The organism is Tenuibacillus multivorans (assembly GCF_900103915.1).
Classification (GTDB): Bacteria; Bacillota; Bacilli; order Bacillales; family Alkalibacillaceae; genus Tenuibacillus; species Tenuibacillus multivorans.
The window spans coordinates 84,334-99,927 of sequence record NZ_FNIG01000006.1 but is presented as its reverse complement, the minus strand read 5'-3'; the positions used below and the strand labels follow the sequence as shown (position 1 = coordinate 99,927).

Here is a 15,594-nt window from a genome sequence, read left to right as displayed (position 1 = left end):
AGTCATCATAACTTAAAAAATCGGCAACTACTGATGTAGCTGCCGATTTTGTTATTTGCAATCATTTATTTTTTAGCTACGTTAGAAGCCTGTGGTCCACGGTCGCCTTCAACGATTTCAAATTCAACTTCTTGACCTTCGTCTAAAGTTTTGAAACCTTCTTCTTGGATTGCTGAATAATGTACGAATACATCGTCTCCACCTTCAACCTGAATAAAGCCATAACCTTTTTCTGCATTAAACCATTTTACTACACCGTTTTGCATGATTCAAAATCCTCCTAAAAACTTCACCATTAAGGTAATTTATTTCACAATAAATTTTGCGGATATAAAAAATGGGAAACCCCATAGAAATGAAGGATCACAAATCAATCTTTCACTTCTATAGAAGTTCCCCAATTTATGATTCTCCACATCTTTATTGCACATTTAGTATAACTGAATGGAATAGACACAGTCAAGTTATACCTATATACTAAATTTAGTAATTTTTGAGTGGGATGTGAGGCTTTGATACATATAGGTTTGACCGGATGGGGTGATCATCCGTCTATACACGAGCAAGAGCCAATCAAACGAAGTAAATTAGAAGCATACGCTTCGCACTTTCCTGTTGTCGAATTAGACAGTGCTTTTTATAGCATTATGAACAAAGATCAGTATCATAAATGGAGTGAACAAACCCCAACTAATTTCTCATTCGTTGTTAAATCTTATCAAGCCTTTACGGGACACGATCGAAAAACTTATACACGTAAAGACATAAAAGAGATGTTTCGGTATTATCAAGAAGGCATACAGCCATTAGTTGAGGCTAATAAGCTAAACTGTATCTTATTTCAATTTCCACCATGGTTTAAATTATCAAAAGATAATATTTCGAAACTACGCTTTATCCGATCTCAGTTTGACCAATACAAAATTGCTTTAGAATTTAGAAATCGCACATGGTTTCAGGACCATGTGCGAAAAGATACACTACAATTTATGAAGGAGGAAGGGTGGATTCATTCAATTTGCGATGAACCACAGGCGGGAGAAGGTTCTGTCCCGATGGTACCTGTTGTCACTCATCCATCAAACACCATCATCCGTTTTCACGGTAGAAACGTTATGGGATGGAACAAAAATGGTCAAGAAAACTGGCGTAAAGTACGTTTCTTATATCGCTATAGTGAACAAGAGCTATCAGAATGGGTTGAACGAATTTATCAATTGAATGATCAGAGTCAAAACATCACGGTTTTGTTCAATAACAACTCTGGTGGAGATGCATATGATAATGCTAAACAGCTCCAGCACTTATTAAATATACATTATCACGATCTTAATCCAAGACAAATGAATTTATTTTAATTATTGTACAACTCTACGAGAACCTAAATAACGTGATTGCCAGTAGGTATCATTAACATTACTGATCGTAACGCCATTACTTACTCCTGCGTGGATAAATTGGCCATCTCCGAGGTATATCCCAGCATGAGAAGGCCCAGGTTTATACGTCTCAAAAAACACTAAATCACCAATACTTGGCTGATCCACTGGTTTGGATGAATACCAAATTCCATCAACTGTTCTTGGTACAGATTTACCGTGTTTACTAAAGACAAATTGTAAAAAACCACTACAATCAAAACCAGAAGGAGACTCCCCACCCCATACATACGGAGACCCCATATAAGAACGGGCAGTTTGAATAACTGAATTGGATTGGGGTGTACTTTCATCCGAACTTTTTATAACTGTCTGCTCAATTTTTGGTTTTGATTCTTTTTGAGCCACTTGAACAATTTGATTATAATTCGTTAAATCCAGGGATAAGTCATAGGCTTTATTCATTCTTTCCAATGCCTTTCTCGTTGCTGGTCCTGCTTTAGCATCAATCGAATCGTGATAAAAGCCAAAGTAATGAAGTGCCTTTTGTATTTGTTTAACTTGATTATTTTGTTCACCAAAATGAAGCTCTTCTGCGTATTCTTTTATAGTTTCAAGGTAATGTTTTTCAATCTCTTCTTCTAATTTTAAAACCGTGTTTTCATCTACTGCACCACTTGAATTTAGTTCGTGATCCTTTTGGAATGATTTGACCGCATGTTCAGTTAAGACATCATATTTAGTTGAATATTCACCTTGAAAATAATTCAACGTTTTTAATTTTTCTTGAAGATGAATAACGGCATCATGATGTTCGCCATAGGACAAGTCTTTTAATTCAGAAAAATCATCTTTAGATACAGCCTCTACGGGTAAAGTGAAGGCAAGTGGTGAACTGATCGCAAGGCTTCCGGCCATCGTACTTAAGAATATGGACCTTGATTTTTTATGTCTAACCATATACCATCACCTTTTTCTTTATTTGATGTTGGTATTATATGAAGGTGATTTGAATCTATGCCATCACACATTTATTTGTTACAATAAAGTAAAATTAACTAGGGAGGATGGCTATGGTAAAAACGAACGAGAAGCAGTACTTAGATTTATGCCAACACGTTTTGGATACTGGATCCGATCGCGGGGACCGAACAGGTACAGGTACTCGGTCAGTATTTGGTTATCAAATGCGCTTTAACTTACAAGAAGGATTTCCATTAATAACAACTAAACGTGTTCCGTTTAAATTAATTGTCAGTGAGCTATTGTGGTTTTTAAAAGGTGACACCAACATACGTTATTTGCTTTTACATAATAATAATATTTGGAATGAATGGGCTTTTCAGAAGTGGGTTGATAGCGATGAGTACGATGGTCCAGACATGCAAAACTTCGGACTTCGTTCACAAGAGGATCCGGATTTTAATGAACAATATCAAAAACAAATGGAACGTTTTAAACAATCGATTTTGGAAAATGATGATTTTGCTGAAAAATATGGACATCTTGGTGATGTGTATGGAAAGCAATGGCGGCATTGGAAGAGTTCGAATAATGAAACAATCGATCAAATTGAACAAGTTATTCAAGCGATTAAAGAGAACCCTAATTCTAGACGACTAATTGTCTCCGCTTGGAATCCAGAGGACGTACCAACGATGGCATTACCGCCTTGTCATACCTTATTTCAATTTTATGTACAAGATGGTAAGCTATCGTGTCAACTGTACCAGCGTAGCGGTGATATTTTCTTAGGCATTCCGTTTAATATTGCGAGTTACTCGTTATTAACCCATTTAATTGCACGTGAATGTGGCCTAAATGTAGGGGATTTTATTCATACGATTGGTGATGCCCATATTTATTATAATCATTTTGAACAAGTAAAAATTCAGCTCTCAAGGACGCCTAAAACATTACCAACCTTATCGTTAAATCCAGATGTCCAATCTGTATCCGATTTTGAAGTCGAGGATATCAAAGTCGAGGATTATAATCCGCATCCATCAATTAAAGCACCGATTGCGGTTTAGGAGATGAATAAACATGCTATCTTTTATATTTGCTATGGATGAACAACAAGTAATTGGTAAAGATAACGAATTGCCATGGTATTTACCCAATGATTTAAAATACTTTAAGAAGGTGACAACCGGTCATACGATTATTATGGGTAGAAAAACATTTTCATCGATCGGTCGCCCCTTACCTAATCGAACAAATATCGTCATGACAAGAGACAAAAACTTTCAGGTTGAGGGCTGCACGGTTGTCCATTCAATAGATGAACTGGAACCTTTTTTAAAAGAAGATGAAGTGTTTCTAATCGGTGGTTCAGAGTTATTTAAGCTTGCTTTCCCCCGTGCTGACCGATTATATATAACTCTAATTCATGAGACATTTGATGGCGATACCTACTTCCCAGATATTGATTTTTCAGATTGGGAGAAAATTGAGGAAATTAAAGGTAAAACAGATGAAAAGAATAAATATGAACACACTTACTATATTTACGACCGAAAACATTCAGTATAAATCGTGAACGTTTTTTAACACTATTGATAAAATGTTTGCAAATCGTGATAAAATCAGCGACAATAGTAGTGGAAAATAGAAGAATCGGATGGTGTTAAACATGTCAGTAGGCATACCGGGATTGATTTTAATTGTGTTAATCCTATTAATTATATTCGGCCCGAAAAAGCTACCTGAATTAGGTCAAGCTATAGGTCAATCATTAAAAGAGTTTAAAAAGTCAACAAAAGATCTAACGGATGATGATCAAAAATCAAACAAAACCATTGATCATCAATAGTTTACTATCTGAACGGAGTGGTTTTAATGCCTGCAAGTATTGGAATTCCTGGATTAATTTTAATTTTAATCGTGTTGCTAATTGTGTTCGGACCGTCTAAGTTACCTGAAATCGGAAAAGCATTTGGTTCGTCGTTAAAGGAGTTTAAAAAAGCGACAAATGATTTAATGTCAGATGACAATGATCAAAAGACAGACAACACGCAACAAAAAATATCGGATTCAAATGAACAAAAGTAGTTTGTAAAGGTGTAAGGGGGAGTCCTTACATCTTCTTTTATGAAACTTTTAAGGGAATAAATGATGTGAAAAAGGCTTTCGCTATGGGGTTAATAAGTATGGGACATGCCATAGTGAAAGCTAAATTTTTCACAAAAGGATGAATTCCATGGAAGAGAAGACAAATCAAGAACAGGAAGTCATGGACTGGACAGAACATTTAGGTGAGCTTCGCAAAAGACTTATCTGGAGTTTAATCATATTTATTATTTCTTTTGGAGCTGGATTTTTTTACGTAGAAGAAATATATAGGTTCATAGAAAGGGACGTTTCGTTTACCTTAACTGTCCTGGGTCCATTTGAGATTATTTGGATATATGTCATTATTGCAACAGTAACAGGCTTGCTTGTGACATTGCCATTTTTAGCATTTCAGTTATGGTCATTTATAAGTCCGGGTTTAACCTCGCATGAAAGAAAAGTAAGCTTGTTGTATATTCCTGCAATTTTTATCTTATTTTTATTAGGTTTACTGTTTGGATATTTTATTATCAAAGATTTAATTTTAAACTTTTTATTAGATTTAGCTGATGGTTTAGTTAACGAAATGTTTACAGCTAATAATTATTTCCGTTTTATTCTGCAAATCACTTTACCGTTTGCAATCTTTTTTGAAGTTCCACTTATTGCAATGTTTTTAACAAGTTTAGGAATCATTAGTCCAGGATTTATGAAAAAAACGAGAAAGTATGCTTATCTTATACTAGTTATATTAGGTACAATGCTGTCACCACCAGACTTTATTTTACAATTAGTCGTTGCAGTACCACTTATCATTTTATACGAAATTTCCATTACCATGTCATCGATTGTTTATCGTAGAAGAGTTAAAAAATTAGGGGAAGAGACGTAAAGTAGGTGTTTTTTGTGAAGTCTTTCTATCACTACATGATGAGTTATCGAGGAATACAATCCAAGCATGACCCCAAAAAGAAATTAGCCGATTGGATGTTTCGTGAGCACGACTTCCCAAAACAATCAACGGATTATCATGTAATCAGTCAATATTTCGAATTCCATTCACCATTTCCTGAGGCACTCACAACCTTTGATGAAGTATGGGAAGAATATAAGCAAACCAATTAACCAGGTGAAAATCACCTGGTTAATTGGTTTTATACGTAAGTTAAAATTCTCTTATTAAAAACTTCCGACTTAATCCTTCACAAGATAATATGTCCAAATGATATAATATACTATAAATCCATTGAATTAATGTGAGGTGACTAAGGTGCCAACACCACTAACAATGGAATGGAGAATTATCACTAATGGAAGAGAGCAACGAATAAAAGAAGATCATGATTTATTTGAAGTAAGCTTCGAAGGTTATAAATTATTTCCGATTGATGAAACAGTTGAAATCATACGAAAACCGGGCTCAAAACAGTTGGGAATAGCGAAAATTGTCAAAATAGTTTTTGAAAGTAACAAAACAACGTGCCAATACCAACTCATATCTTTACAAAGCGTCAATTAATGACAATCACCTGTCGAAAACAAACACATACTGCGCTTTCCCGGGAAATTAAAAGGGGGAGGGGAAAAATGAATATCTATACAGATTGGAAATATTATTTGGAAAATGAGCTGACAAAGCCGTATTTTATAGAATTACATCAATTTATTGAAGAACAATATAAACATAAAGATGTATATCCTAAAAAAGATCACATATTTAATGCTCTTAATACAACACCTTTAAATACAACAAAGGTTGTGATTATTGGTCAGGACCCTTATCATGGCCCTAATCAAGCAAATGGATTAAGTTTTTCGGTAAATCCTAATATCCCACTCCCACCATCTTTAAAGAATATTTATAAAGAACTGTTGGATGATATTGATTGTGAACATCCAACCAATGGAGATTTAACACATTGGGCTAAACAAGGCGTACTACTCCTTAATACCGTATTAACGGTTGAGGTTGGACAACCTAATTCACACCGGCAAAAGGGATGGGAAACATTTACGGATCGTGTATTAACTATATTAAATGAAGAAAAAGAACACTTAGTATTTTTAATGTGGGGGAAACAGGCCTTAAAAAAGGGACATATGATTGATCGTGATCGACACTTAATCTTACACGCTCCACACCCAAGCCCGTTATCAGCTTATCGGGGATTTTTTGGTAGCAAGCCATTTTCTAAAGCAAATACATACTTAAAAGAACATAATCAATCACCTATTAAATGGGGTTGGTAATAATCATGACAAACGCCTAAACGAGATACTGGTCTATTCCGTACAATATATTATGAATGAAAAAGGAGGAATAGACGATGGATCCGTTTGGATTTCTTCCACCTCAATATCCTGGTTACCAAAACTATTATTATCAACCACCATACCAACAACAGACTGTTAGCAAGGGAGGCAAATTTCTTCAAAAACTTTTAGGTAAAAGTCAGTATGGCGGTTACCCGCAACAGCTATATGGATATGGTCAAAGTACTGGGATGGCTTCGAAATACGCTACACTACATGAAACACTTAATCATGTACAAAAGGGTATTGGTTTATTTCAACAATACGCACCATATATTAAAGAATACGGACCTTTAGTAAAAAATTTACCCATGTTTCTTGATATGATGAAGATAATGATGGAAAATGATGATGAGGAATCATCCACTGATCATCAAAATGAATCAGATCAAGACAGTTCAAAAGAAGATAAGGATGAACATCAACAAAATCAAAATGAGCAGCTAGATAAAAGTAAAAGTAAATCTTCTACAAGATCAGATGGATTACCTAGTCCTAAATTATATATATAATAAAATTGAGGTGATTTCCTTGACAAAACAATTAGAAAAGGCAACATTTGCAGGCGGATGCTTTTGGTGTATGGTAGAGCCTTTTGATCGGCGACCAGGAATCAATGACATCATTTCAGGTTATACAGGAGGACACACTGAAAACCCTACTTACGAGGAAGTATGTTCTGAAACAACTGGACATGTGGAAGCCGTACAAATCACATTTGATCCAGATGTTTTTCCTTACGAAGACCTATTGGAGCTATATTGGCAACAAATTGATCCTACCGATCATGAAGGACAATTTAATGACCGCGGAGAATCTTATAAACCCGTTATTTTTTATCATAATGACAAACAAAAACAACTAGCTGAAGAATCAATGCAAGCTTTAGAAAACAGTGGAAAATTTAATGATCCTATCGTCGTCGAAATTAAAGAAGCACAAACCTTTTATCCTGCGGAAGAACATCATCAAGATTACTATAAGAAAAATGCATTTCATTATAAGCTGTACAAAAAAGGCTCAGGGCGAAAAGACTTTATCGATAAGTATTGGAAGCAAAAAGACCGGGAAAAATTGAGACAAGAGTTAACGGATTTACAATACAAAGTCACCCAGGAAGAAGCGACGGAAACGCCATATCAAAATGAGTATTGGGATCATGAAGAAGATGGCATTTACGTTGATGTCGTAAGTGGAGAACCTCTATTTTCTTCAACGGATAAATACGACGCTGGTTGTGGTTGGCCGAGCTTTACGAGACCAATTTCACAACTTGAAGAACGCTTAGATACCTCACTTGGTATGCGTCGTGTTGAGGTTCGAAGTGACTATGCAGATTCTCATTTAGGACATGTCTTTGAAGATGGTCCAGTCCAAGAAGGCGGATTGAGGTATTGTATTAATTCGGCAGCCTTAAGGTTTATACCTAAGGATCAATTAGATAAAGAAGGTTATGGTAAATATAAAGTATTATTCGAGGAAGACAAATAATAGAGGTGAATGGTATGATTCATAAAACTTGGAATGATCATTCGACGATAAAACAAATTAAATGTACAAACACAGAAGCGGAAAAGTTTAAAGTCGAAAATGTTTTAACACCAGGTAATGTTTACGATGTTAAAAATGAAACCGATGAATTTTATTTTGTTATAGATGATTCAGGTAAAATGGGCGGCTTTTATAAAAATTATTTTAAGGAATTATAAAAATAATGAGCAGTTTTCAGCATTTAGTTGAAAGCTGCTTTTTTGACTCGAAATTTTCTATTCAGTATAATTTATTTTGAATTCAAGATAATTAGGAGGACATATATGAAACATATATTCCAGGAAGGTCGTAATGGACGAACATTATTATTATTGCATGGGACGGGTGGTAATGAGAACGATTTATTACCACTAACAGACATGATCGATCCAGATGCTAATGTGCTTAGCGTACGCGGTAACGTTAACGAAAATGGTATGCCGCGCTTCTTCCGGCGAATCGCAGAAGGTGTATTTGATGAAGAGGACTTAATTAAACGAACAAAAGAGCTATATGATTTCCTTGAAGATAAAAGTAAGGAATATAATTTTAATCGAGATGAAGTTTATTCTGTTGGTTATTCAAATGGGGCAAACATAGCAGGAAGTCTTTTATACCATTACCAGGATAGCTTAAAGGGAGCTATGTTATTCCACCCAATGGTACCGAGAAGAGGCATTCATCTACCTAACCATGAAGATGTCTCAGTCTTTATCGGTGCAGGCCAAAACGATCCAATTTGCCCCGCGGATGAAGCTGAGGAATTGAAAAGCATGTTAGAAAACTCTGGCGCAACAGTGGAGTTATTCTGGACAAACCTTGGCCATCAATTAACTCGTGAGGAAGTTGAAGCTGCAAAAGAATGGTATCAAGGATTATCGTAAAATTAACCATATATCCCAAGCTAAAATGACTACAATTTGTAGTCATTTTTTATGAACAAAAGCACCGCATAGCGCGGTGCAAAAGTCATACGATTTATACAAACAAATTTGCCAAAAAGATACCTAATGTTTCTTCATAAATTTCATCAAATTGACTAAATGGTAATGGGTTAGTTCCTCTACCTAACTCAACCGTGTAACCCGGTTTGCGATATTCTTGAATAAACCAATCTTTAAAGCCGGCATGACTGTCAACATAACGAATCGGTGTGTAGCCACTCACACGTCCATACTCATTAACAATTGTTTGAGCTTCTGGGGGTTCTAAACCTTCATATCCCCAATAGATCACCTTGCCTTGAGTGTGTAAAGCTAACACACGATCAAAGTCCTCTCGTTCTACGAGCTCTGCCATAGCAATAGCCTCCGGTTCTGTTAAAGGTTTACTTCCCGGATAATTTCGTGGTGCTGGCTGTCGGCGTTTCCTATTCTTTTCAATTTCCCAATTCGCTGGATATTGATTGTTCAAGTCGACGCCTCGAATGTTTGCCTTCCAATTATTAAAATTTGTACTTCCATTATTAATTTCTAACACTAGATCGCGATAATATTCATTTTCAGGTAATCCTTCGTTTAATAAATCAACGCCATCCGGGTTAACCATCGGTACTAAAGATAGCGTAATTTGATCAAAGAATTGTTGCATATTAACATCACGAATAGGTTCCTGTGTCGTAAGGGATACTAAGTAATCATATAGAAAGCGCATGATGACAGAGGTTGTAATCGACTCATTTGAATGAAAGGAACCATTGACATGTACATGCTTTGGACCATTGCCAATGACAACCTCATAAATTGGTTTATTCATAACGGAGCGACCAATTTGTTTTAAGGTCATAAAAGGGTATAATGTCACTAATTGAAATAAATCTTCTTCTAATTTTTCAAATGTATAGGGTTCATCAAAGTCAAAATGATGGTTATTATTTCTGACAGGAACTAGAAGGGTATCGCCAATTCTTAATTGGTATGGGTCAACACTATTAACAGACATGATTTGCACAAGTGGAATGTGTAATCTCTGACTTATGGACCATAAAGTATCGTTTGGCTGAATGGTATATGTCTCTAGGTGATAACCAGGAACATTGACGACATCACCAATTCTTAACTGATACGGATCTTTAAAACGATTAGCCTCGATAATTAAACGTAAAGGCACATTAAATAATGTAGAGATGCTATTGAAGGTCATTCCTGGTTGAATGACAAAATCCATGTTTGGACCTCCTTAAATAAAGTGATACACGTTATTACAGTATATTTGCATATTTTAAAAAAAGTGCCTATAATTTTTGATAGAACACATTGATAAGTCCTGTTAACTTATATAAAATATGATAAGATGGGAATTAGAGAAAAATAAAGGAGTGGTTATTGTGGCATTTGTTATTACATCGCCATGCAAAGATGAAAAAGCATCGGAATGCGTCGAAGTATGTCCGGTAGATTGTATCGAAGAAGGAAAAGACATGTTCTATATAGATCCAGATATTTGTATTGATTGTGGAGCATGTGAAGCAGTATGCCCAGTTGAAGCCATTTACCACGAAGATGAGTTACCAGAAGAAGAAACTGAGTATATTGAAATAAACCGTAAATTTTTCCAAGAGTAATTCACAATGACAAGAAGGCTGGATATGTGATTCAGCCTTTTTTTTATGACTAATATTCTTAATGAGGAGCTAATTAAGATGAAAACTTTATATCTAACTGACCAACAAACTGAACAGCTTTTTACTACGATCAGATGGTTTTTCTTAATAATATGTGGTGCTTTATATTTATTTGAACCAATACAGCAACCATTAAATTTGAATCCTTTTACATTTGAATATTTATTAATCTTTTCATTGTCTTATACATTAATTTTACAATTAGCTCTAATGATTAGTTCTAAACGAGAAAAGTTACAAAGTTTTACGATGAAACTGGGAATCTTCTTCGATTTTATAGCGACCTTCTGGTTTATTGCTTTAACTGGTAGTGCAAACAGTTTATTTGTTCCCATCATATATGTCCATTTAATGCATGCGACCATATTATGGAGAACACGTGGTTTAGTCATAGCATTAATGACCTCAATTGTCGGATACTCAGTCGTTTGTTTCTATCCACCCATTCAAATTACAACGGAAAAGTTATGGGCTTTTGCCTTTGACATTGTATTTTTTATACTAGTAGGTATATTTGCTGCTATTATAGCGTTACGAGAAAGAAAACATCATAAAGAAAAAATGGCTTTTCAAAATCAATCAGTAAGTGATTACGTAACGGGGCTATACAATCACCGTTCGTTTCAAAATACACTCGGTAAATTAGTCAATACGAATAAGTCATTTTCCTTAATTTTAGCCGATATTGATGATTTCAAAAAAATCAATGATCAGTATGGCCATACCGTCGGGGATCAAGTATTATCTGCTTATGGGAACACTCTTAAGCATGAACTAAATAACTTTGATAGTTACGCGTTCCGCTATGGTGGAGAGGAATTCGCGATTATTTTATTTAATACACGGAAACGTTCACTTGAAACACAAATTCAACAGTGGAATAAGTTATTCGAAAAGGGAATCAATCTGCTACCTGAATTGAATCATGAGACAATTACCATTAGTTATGGCGTATCGTTTAGACAAGAAGCGGACACGAAAGAGGATATTTTAAATCGAGCAGATGAATATTTATATTTAGCTAAAGCACGAGGTAAAAACTGTGCCATGTTTCAGGAATCATACGAAAGAGTAGGGGAATAAACATGATAACATCTGAGCTAGTCAAGTCTTCAATCAATTTTGATGAATTGTGGAAAGAACTATCTGTACATCCATATGCAAATCTTGACCAAAAGTTAATACAATTATATGAAAAATGGCGACATCAACGGTTGACGATCGGCTTTACGGGTCATTTTTCCGCCGGTAAATCATCATTAATCAATGCATTAGTAAAAGAGGACCTCTTACCATCAAGTCCAATCCCGACTAGTGCTAATATTGTTGATATTAGATATGGTGAAGATGAGGTTATTTATCACTTAACGGATGGTCGTTGTTCCATAGAGAATAACATTAACTTAAACCACGTTAAGCAATTATCCAAAAATGGTGAAACCGTACAATCACTTACCATTAAAAAACCATTACCCGTATTAAAAAGTGGTGTTTCATTAATGGATACACCCGGTATTGATTCTTCTGATGATGAAGAGTTTAATCGAACTTTATCTCAAGTTCATATGATCGATTATTTTGTTTATGTCATGGACTACAATCATGTACAGTCCGAGGTTAACTTCCATTTTCTTAAGGAATTGGAAGAAAATCATGTACCGTATGTTATTGTTGTGAATCAGATAGACAAACATAATGAGCATGAATTATCCTTTGACAAATTTAAAAAATCGTTAAAAGACAGCTGCCAGGCGTGGCAACTGCAACCAGAAAAAATATTTTATACAACACTAATTGATTTGAACCACTCACTCAATCAGTTGGACGAACTTAATGCGTTTATGGACCAAATCATTGAGGATAAAGACCAACTTATTCATAACAAAACGGAAGTGGAATTAATACAGCTCATCGATCAATGGACTGATGAAAAATTAAAACTAAATAATCAAAACTATTCAGACTTAACGGAATTACGAGAATCAAACAAACGTTTGATTAATGAAATGAACCAAATAGAAAACGACCGTTATCAGTTTGATATTCAATTAAAAGATGATTTATCAAATCTACTAAATAATGCTTATTTAATGACATTCGACACGCGTGAAATAGCAAAAGCATATCTTGAATCGCTTCAACCCAAGTTTAAAGTTGGTACGTTATTTTCTAAAAAGAAAACACTTGAAGAAAAAGTACACAGAGAAGAGCAGTTTCAGTCAGACATTAATAAACGTGTTAAATCGGAAATAATTTGGCATGTACGCCATCTATTAATCAATCAATTAAAAGACTATCAAATGGATGATTTCAATTTGCATCGAGAAATACAACAATTTGAAGTTGATATAACATCGGATCATTTATCTCAAGCTGTTAATCCATCAGCAGAGGTTAATGCCGATTCAGTTCTGGTCTATACTAACCAATTACAGAAAAACATTACACAGTTGATTAAGAAAGAAACCAAACCACTAATTGATCAAATGTCATTACAGTATGATGAGAAGGCCCAGCAATATTTATCAGATTTAGAACGGCAATTACATGATGTAGATGAAGAAATGGATCAATACACCAACCTACAGCAATTAGAGGCTGAAAAAGAGGCGTTAAAGCAAAAACTAATTCATCACTCAATTAACGCTAAAGGGACAAATGAAACAATTCAGAAAGCCCATGAGGATTTACACAAACAGATACCATCAATGGATGTAACAGAGCTACTTCATGATTACTCAACTAATCCTTCACAAGACGACAAGGAGGAAGCAAAAGAAAGAAGTAAAATTAATGAATTCGATGTCTATCAAATAATTGATCGAACAGAACAAATAATTGAGGAAATCAAGCCTTTTAAGCCATTAAGTCAATTTTATAAGGCTCTAAATCAACAACTAGATAAGTTACAAAACACTGAATTAACAGTCGCATTATTTGGGGCATTTAGTGCGGGAAAATCATCGTTTGCTAATGCATGGGTAGGAGAGGAGCTACTTCCAGCATCACCTAACCCAACAACTGCTGCTATTAATAAAATTTGTCCTGTAACGCCAGAAAAGGAGCACGGAACGGTTAGCGTTAAATATAAAAATGGTGACATGATGGTCGACCAATTAGGCCACATGATTTCGCCATTTACAAGTCAAGAATTCAGTGATTTAAACGAAGTAACACGTTTCATTCAAAAAAATAAATCTAATTTTACTGACCAATTATCGAAAACAGAAATATCTTTCATTGAAGCATTTTTAACAGGCATCTCGGATGCTCGTGAATGGTTAGGTCATGAACGAATCATTTCGATTGATGAGTTTTCAAGGTTTGTTACGGAAGAATCTATTTCATGCTTTATCCATGAAATCAGTGTGTACTATGATTGTGAATTAACACGACGGGGTGTCACCTTAGTGGATACACCTGGTGCTGATTCTATTCACGCTAGACATACGAATACTTCTTTCCATTACGTGAAACATTCGGATGCGATTATATATGTCAATTACTATAATCACGCCTTTTCAAGAGCAGATCGTGAATTCCTACTACAGCTTGGAAGAGTTAAGGATGCATTCGCATTAGATAAGATGTTTTTTATTCTAAATGCGGCTGACTTGGCATCTAGTAAAGATGAGTTATCATTAGTCCAAAACTATCTTTTCGATCAATTGACGCAATATGGTATTAATCAACCCGCTATTTACCCGTTATCTAGTAAACGGCTACTTAAAGATAACGACCTGTCACATGACGTGGAAGGATTTTTCACGCGATTTAATGATTTTATCGAACAGGACGCTAAGCAACTTATGTCTACTAATTTAGTTAGTGAACAATCTCGATTAGCGAAGTTTCTAGATTCCACGATAAAAGAAGCAAACGAAAACCCAACTGAACAGCAGGACCTTATTAATCGTTTAATGCAAGAATTAACCCAATTAAATACTAAAGTTAAACAGGATGATCCAACTTTATATATCAATTCAATTAAGCAAGAAATTAATGAATTGGCACACCATATTAAAGACCGTACCATGATTCAATTTAATGACTTATTAAAGGAAACAATTAATCCTGCAACGGTTACCGCGAATGGTAAGAAGGGTAAGCTACAGATTAAAATAGCAATTAAGCAGCTGTTCAGTAAGCTACAGGAAAAGTTATCTAATGAATTTCAGACGACACATATATTGCTTGATCGAAAGTTAAACCGCGTGCTGGATGAAAGGATAAAAGATATTAATCAGTATATTATTCGGGAAACGTCGTTAGCGAAATTATTTAAGACGGATTTAACACTAAATGAATCGATGGAGCCAGAATTACTTGAAGCGATTTATAATACCCAACTAGAGCCAATTATTAATCTTTATAAAAATAAAAAAGAGTTTTTCGAGGAGCAAAAAATAAAAGATATGTATGCACAACTGCAAGAACTTGCAAAATCAGCTTTAGACTATTCAACTTCACAAATGCAACAAGTGTTTAAACATCATTATGAAGAAGAATACAATCTGCTCACTAATCAACTATTTAAACAATATAAAAATGAAAATGAGGAATTAATTAATTATAAAGAAGAGATTTATAATGATGATCAATTACTCTCTCGATTTAAAGAAATTAAACAAAACATAATCGTTTGAATATTCGACAAATACAACTCTTTCAATTATAATAGTTAAATAATAATTT

Annotated in this window: 19 protein-coding genes; 16 read left to right on the top strand and 3 right to left on the bottom strand. The window is 34.8% G+C overall.

Going from position 1 to position 15,594, the window contains the following annotated elements:
* Positions 1-65 precede the first annotated feature (65 nt).
* Positions 66-266 carry a cold-shock protein gene (locus tag BLP77_RS10300; protein ID WP_093857045.1) on the bottom strand — a complete coding sequence of 67 codons (201 nt, stop codon included), beginning with the start codon at positions 264-266 and terminating at the stop codon, positions 66-68.
* A 246-nt stretch (positions 267-512) separates the two neighbouring features.
* Here BLP77_RS10300 and BLP77_RS10295 point away from each other — a divergent pair, with 246 nt between their 5' ends.
* Positions 513-1,358: a DUF72 domain-containing protein gene (locus tag BLP77_RS10295; protein WP_093857044.1), complete on the top strand. Its 846-nt coding sequence runs from the start codon at positions 513-515 to the stop codon at positions 1,356-1,358.
* Here BLP77_RS10295 and BLP77_RS10290 read toward each other — a convergent pair whose 3' ends face one another.
* Positions 1,359-2,339, bottom strand: coding sequence for a C40 family peptidase (locus BLP77_RS10290; protein ID WP_093857043.1), 981 nt, complete (start codon positions 2,337-2,339; stop codon positions 1,359-1,361).
* Positions 2,340-2,452: 113 nt separating this feature from the next.
* Between BLP77_RS10290 and BLP77_RS10285 the strand changes: the two genes are divergently transcribed.
* From BLP77_RS10285 to BLP77_RS10230, 12 genes are all read left to right on the top strand, one after another.
* Positions 2,453-3,412, top strand: coding sequence for a thymidylate synthase (locus BLP77_RS10285; protein WP_093857042.1), 960 nt, complete (start codon positions 2,453-2,455; stop codon positions 3,410-3,412).
* A 13-nt stretch (positions 3,413-3,425) separates the two neighbouring features.
* Positions 3,426-3,914, top strand: coding sequence for a dihydrofolate reductase (locus tag BLP77_RS10280; RefSeq protein ID WP_093857041.1), 489 nt, complete (start codon positions 3,426-3,428; stop codon positions 3,912-3,914).
* A 100-nt stretch (positions 3,915-4,014) separates the two neighbouring features.
* A complete protein-coding gene (gene tatA, locus BLP77_RS10275) occupies positions 4,015-4,194 on the top strand; it encodes a twin-arginine translocase TatA/TatE family subunit (protein WP_093857174.1) in 180 nt (59 codons plus the stop codon).
* A 26-nt stretch (positions 4,195-4,220) separates the two neighbouring features.
* Positions 4,221-4,433, top strand: a complete 213-nt coding sequence (gene tatA, locus BLP77_RS10270) for a twin-arginine translocase TatA/TatE family subunit (protein WP_093857040.1) — start codon at positions 4,221-4,223, stop codon at positions 4,431-4,433.
* Between the two features lie 148 nt (positions 4,434-4,581).
* Positions 4,582-5,325, top strand: coding sequence for a twin-arginine translocase subunit TatC (tatC, locus tag BLP77_RS10265; protein WP_307723623.1), 744 nt, complete (start codon positions 4,582-4,584; stop codon positions 5,323-5,325).
* A gap of 14 nt (positions 5,326-5,339) precedes the next feature.
* The gene (locus tag BLP77_RS10260; RefSeq protein WP_093857038.1) at positions 5,340-5,558 is read left to right on the top strand and encodes a YozE family protein; all 219 of its coding nucleotides are present in this window, start codon (positions 5,340-5,342) and stop codon (positions 5,556-5,558) included.
* A gap of 145 nt (positions 5,559-5,703) precedes the next feature.
* Complete coding sequence (locus tag BLP77_RS10255) at positions 5,704-5,952, top strand: DUF2584 family protein (RefSeq protein WP_093857037.1); 249 nt, start codon at positions 5,704-5,706, stop codon at positions 5,950-5,952.
* A gap of 68 nt (positions 5,953-6,020) precedes the next feature.
* Positions 6,021-6,683 (top strand): uracil-DNA glycosylase, encoded by a 663-nt coding sequence (locus BLP77_RS10250; protein ID WP_093857036.1) that lies wholly within the window; start codon positions 6,021-6,023, stop codon positions 6,681-6,683.
* A gap of 77 nt (positions 6,684-6,760) precedes the next feature.
* Positions 6,761-7,258 (top strand): VrrA/YqfQ family protein, encoded by a 498-nt coding sequence (gene vrrA / locus BLP77_RS10245; protein ID WP_093857035.1) that lies wholly within the window; start codon positions 6,761-6,763, stop codon positions 7,256-7,258.
* A 19-nt stretch (positions 7,259-7,277) separates the two neighbouring features.
* The gene (gene msrA, locus BLP77_RS10240; protein WP_093857034.1) at positions 7,278-8,237 is read left to right on the top strand and encodes a peptide-methionine (S)-S-oxide reductase MsrA; all 960 of its coding nucleotides are present in this window, start codon (positions 7,278-7,280) and stop codon (positions 8,235-8,237) included.
* Positions 8,238-8,251: 14 nt separating this feature from the next.
* Complete coding sequence (locus BLP77_RS10235) at positions 8,252-8,455, top strand: DUF6501 family protein (protein ID WP_093857033.1); 204 nt, start codon at positions 8,252-8,254, stop codon at positions 8,453-8,455.
* Positions 8,456-8,560: 105 nt separating this feature from the next.
* A complete protein-coding gene (locus BLP77_RS10230) occupies positions 8,561-9,160 on the top strand; it encodes an alpha/beta hydrolase (RefSeq protein WP_093857032.1) in 600 nt (199 codons plus the stop codon).
* Positions 9,161-9,254: 94 nt separating this feature from the next.
* Here the strand turns inward: BLP77_RS10230 and BLP77_RS10225 are convergent, their stop codons facing one another.
* Positions 9,255-10,442 carry a M14 family metallopeptidase gene (locus tag BLP77_RS10225; RefSeq protein WP_093857031.1) on the bottom strand — a complete coding sequence of 396 codons (1,188 nt, stop codon included), beginning with the start codon at positions 10,440-10,442 and terminating at the stop codon, positions 9,255-9,257.
* A 160-nt stretch (positions 10,443-10,602) separates the two neighbouring features.
* Here BLP77_RS10225 and BLP77_RS10220 point away from each other — a divergent pair, with 160 nt between their 5' ends.
* From BLP77_RS10220 to BLP77_RS10210, 3 genes are all read left to right on the top strand, one after another.
* Positions 10,603-10,839 carry a ferredoxin family protein gene (locus tag BLP77_RS10220; protein WP_093857030.1) on the top strand — a complete coding sequence of 79 codons (237 nt, stop codon included), beginning with the start codon at positions 10,603-10,605 and terminating at the stop codon, positions 10,837-10,839.
* Between the two features lie 78 nt (positions 10,840-10,917).
* Entirely contained in the window at positions 10,918-11,982 is a 1,065-nt protein-coding gene (locus BLP77_RS10215; RefSeq protein WP_176753041.1) for a GGDEF domain-containing protein, read from the top strand.
* 2 nt (positions 11,983-11,984) lie between these two features.
* Positions 11,985-15,545 (top strand): dynamin family protein, encoded by a 3,561-nt coding sequence (locus BLP77_RS10210; RefSeq protein WP_093857028.1) that lies wholly within the window; start codon positions 11,985-11,987, stop codon positions 15,543-15,545.
* Positions 15,546-15,594 lie beyond the last annotated feature (49 nt).

Excerpts from the sequence above, each read along its gene's own strand:
- BLP77_RS10300 (WP_093857045.1), bottom strand. The coding sequence starts at position 266 with ATGCAAAACGGTGTAGTAAAATGGTTTAATGCAGAAAAAGGTTATGGC.
- BLP77_RS10290 (WP_093857043.1), bottom strand. The coding sequence starts at position 2,339 with ATGGTTAGACATAAAAAATCAAGGTCCATATTCTTAAGTACGATGGCC.
- BLP77_RS10285 (WP_093857042.1), top strand. The coding sequence starts at position 2,453 with ATGGTAAAAACGAACGAGAAGCAGTACTTAGATTTATGCCAACACGTT.
- BLP77_RS10280 (WP_093857041.1), top strand. The coding sequence starts at position 3,426 with ATGCTATCTTTTATATTTGCTATGGATGAACAACAAGTAATTGGTAAA.
- tatA (WP_093857174.1), top strand. The coding sequence starts at position 4,015 with ATGTCAGTAGGCATACCGGGATTGATTTTAATTGTGTTAATCCTATTA.
- tatA (WP_093857040.1), top strand. The coding sequence starts at position 4,221 with ATGCCTGCAAGTATTGGAATTCCTGGATTAATTTTAATTTTAATCGTG.
- tatC (WP_307723623.1), top strand. The coding sequence starts at position 4,582 with ATGGAAGAGAAGACAAATCAAGAACAGGAAGTCATGGACTGGACAGAA.
- BLP77_RS10250 (WP_093857036.1), top strand. The coding sequence starts at position 6,021 with ATGAATATCTATACAGATTGGAAATATTATTTGGAAAATGAGCTGACA.
- vrrA (WP_093857035.1), top strand. The coding sequence starts at position 6,761 with ATGGATCCGTTTGGATTTCTTCCACCTCAATATCCTGGTTACCAAAAC.
- BLP77_RS10235 (WP_093857033.1), top strand. The coding sequence starts at position 8,252 with ATGATTCATAAAACTTGGAATGATCATTCGACGATAAAACAAATTAAA.
- BLP77_RS10230 (WP_093857032.1), top strand. The coding sequence starts at position 8,561 with ATGAAACATATATTCCAGGAAGGTCGTAATGGACGAACATTATTATTA.
- BLP77_RS10225 (WP_093857031.1), bottom strand. The coding sequence starts at position 10,442 with ATGGATTTTGTCATTCAACCAGGAATGACCTTCAATAGCATCTCTACA.
- BLP77_RS10215 (WP_176753041.1), top strand. The coding sequence starts at position 10,918 with ATGAAAACTTTATATCTAACTGACCAACAAACTGAACAGCTTTTTACT.
- BLP77_RS10210 (WP_093857028.1), top strand. The coding sequence starts at position 11,985 with ATGATAACATCTGAGCTAGTCAAGTCTTCAATCAATTTTGATGAATTG.